Origin of the sequence: Chitinophaga sp., assembly GCF_036569125.1 — a bacterium.
GTDB lineage: Bacteria > Bacteroidota > Bacteroidia > Chitinophagales > Chitinophagaceae > Chitinophaga.
Genome location: NZ_DATCRF010000525.1, coordinates 1 through 2779, shown reverse-complemented (window position 1 = coordinate 2779; position 2779 = coordinate 1). Strand labels below are relative to the sequence as shown.

At 48.9% G+C, this 2779-nt stretch carries 2 protein-coding genes; both read right to left on the bottom strand.

Annotated elements, in window-relative coordinates:
- Positions 1–2202, bottom strand: a 2202-nt coding sequence (locus VIM87_RS19800; protein WP_331998675.1) for a hypothetical protein, incomplete at its 3' end; no start/stop codon positions are given.
- Positions 2202–2779 (bottom strand): hypothetical protein (locus VIM87_RS19795; protein WP_331998674.1); only part of this gene is annotated, 578 nt, incomplete at its 5' end. The genes VIM87_RS19795 and VIM87_RS19800, both read right to left, overlap by 1 nt.

Below are 2779 nucleotides of genomic sequence, written 5' to 3'. Positions count from 1 at the left end.
AGAATCGTTCTTTACCCGGAAAGCCGCAACTGCGCCCAGATCTATAAGAGAAAGGAATGCGGAATAAGACCAATGACAACGGCTGGTGCTGATGGCGACCCCAATGGGTACGGTTACCCCATAGGAATTGATCTTCACATCTTTATCTGCCTTAAGACCGCTAATGCGCTCGTAACCGGCATACAGGCCGGCATAGGCGTTCAGTGAAACATTGAACGGCGATTCTCTTTTAATGCGGGAAGAACCTGCCGGTAATGCAAATGCTTCAATAGCATCCGATACTTCTTTAGGCGAATCTGCGTCTGCTACCGTGGCCATAAAAGTTCCGTAACGGAAAAAGTTCTTTGTTAAGCCGCTCACCGCCATCTCTTTTTGCAATTGCGCTTCAAGCACTTTCTTCTGCTCAGCTGTGATGCCGTTAGCAGCCAGCGCATCCTTTAATAATTTAACCGTTGCTTCATGATACTTATTGCGCACCAGGTCATAGATGCGTACCGCATCTGATACTGCAGCGGTATACTGCGCACGGTTTGCATTTACAATGAGCGAAGCAGCAGCATCCGCTGTTTCAAAATACACGGAGAATTTTTGTCCCAGCCCCGGATCCTGCAGGCCTGGCAGCTGCGTTACGCGCGTTGCATATTTTAAAAGATCTACCGATGCCTGAAAGTAAGTATAAAGCTGCTCTATCTTCATAGAGTCGCTGCTTTGCCGCTCATAGGTTTTCACCAAAGCATTGAGGCTTTGCGTTTTTATAACCAGGGTTGACAGGTAGTTGAACCATTCTTTAATATCCGCTTCATGGTCTGCCAGGTTATTTATATTCTCCAGCACATTAAAGGTGCCGCTGCCGGTTTTGAAGTTCAGCTGTGTAAACCTGGTTTTGCCGTATTGGTATAACAGTCCTAAAAAATACTTAGCAGCAACGGGGTTGGCTACTAATTGCTGCAGCATTTTAGGCGCTACCCAGTACGCTGTATTGGTTTCAGTGGTTTGGTTACGGAGTGAAAAAGAAAGCAGCTGTACAAGCTCCACCGAGGTTTTGTAGTAAGGATTGGTTACCACGCCTGCCGGGGTGATGGTTCGTTCAAAATTATCCAGCAATGATGCATCATACTGGTCTATGATCTCACCGGGGTGCACGCCGTCGCGCAGGCTGGTGGCAAAGTAAAGGCCGCTGCGCAAACTGGCTTCCAGCTCAGGATGCGCTGCAAAGAACAAGGGGTGATTATCAATAATAGAAGGCAGGTTGGCCGGGAGCTGCGCTATGTCGTTCTTAAAGGCGTTCTGTAAGGTTTGTAAGTAGCGGTTGTAATTGTAAATATCATCGCCCACCAGGTATAAGGTGCGCCAGGTGGCGGGGAAAACGGTTTGCAGGTCCCGCAGCTCCGGTTTGGAAATTAAGTCCTGGAACTTTTTAAAGAATGCGATGTTCAGCTCCTCCTTTCCGCGTTTGATAATAAAGTCCGTTGCACCCAGTGCAAGATTGGTTACATCCAGGCCGCCAACATTATTCAGCAGGGAGCTTACAAAGTTACCGTTGCTCTGGCCGCCGGCAGCTATTCTTACCGCTATAAAGGTCTGCAGGTGCTTATTGCCTTTATAAGCAGCCTGGATAGCGATGGTTGTATTTTCCACGCCGGCGTAATAGGCCAGTATATCCTGCGCCTCACCTGGTGTGGGATTGCCGGCCAGCTTTAATGCATCATTGATCATAGCGCCTACATTGGCAACAGCTGTCGGCCGCTGCCCGGCCCCGGCCGGCGGAGTTACAACGGGCGCTACTACAGGTGCGGGAGTACCAGCAGCAACAGGAGCGGCTGCATAGGTACATTGCCTGGAAATGAACAGGCTATCGTTCAGGTACACCTTTAGCGTAAATGTTTCCGCCAGCTGAAAGCTTTCAATTTTCCGGTCCTTAACCGGCTGTATAAAACCCAGGCTATTAAAGGTCAGGCTATCCATCTGCCCTACCATATTCACCAGGCTTATTCTGAGTGCATGGTGGCCGGCATCATTCAGCGTTAGCTTCCAGGAGCTATCCAGTCTTATTAAGCTGGGCTTGAGCTGGCCTTTATAGCTAAAGGTTACATCGGCGAGCGTAGGTCCGCTTACATCTATCTTCAATAGATTTTCAGTTTGGGAAAAGGCAGGGATAAAGGTGCAAACAAACAGCACCATCGTCAGGTAAATTTTTGTCATCAGGCAAAGGATTTTTCCTTATGAAGGTTGAAGAAATTGGACAATTTTATGGCGTAGGTATAGTTGTCGTCACCGGCTATGATCATGCCGATGGCGTCATTATTTGCATCAAATAAAAGCGCGCCTGAATTGCCGGGCTGAGAGATCGGCAGTACAATGTTCCTATCTTTCTGCAGCACAATTACATCCTGCACCATGCGCGACTTATCGCGGTAATCTACCTGCACTTCGGGGCAAACCGTGTAAACAATGCCATTTACAGCCGCCTGCGTTTCCACATCAAAATAGCGGACCGTGATATGTTTCTTAATATCATCTGTTTCTACCAGGCGGTGCTTAAAGGGCGTGGGCAGCTCCAGGGCGGTGATCAGCCAGCTATTCGTGATAACCGGCATATTGGGCCGGCAGCGCGCCAGCCCGTAATCCAGCGTATCCAGGATGCCGCCCGCCTCCAGGTCTGCTATAATAGCGCTGTTATTATCTACAACAAACGGGTGTTGAATAAAACGCGCATCAAAATCCGTATCCCCCTTCAGCACATGCCAGCACGATAATACAAAGCGGTCCTCATTGGTAG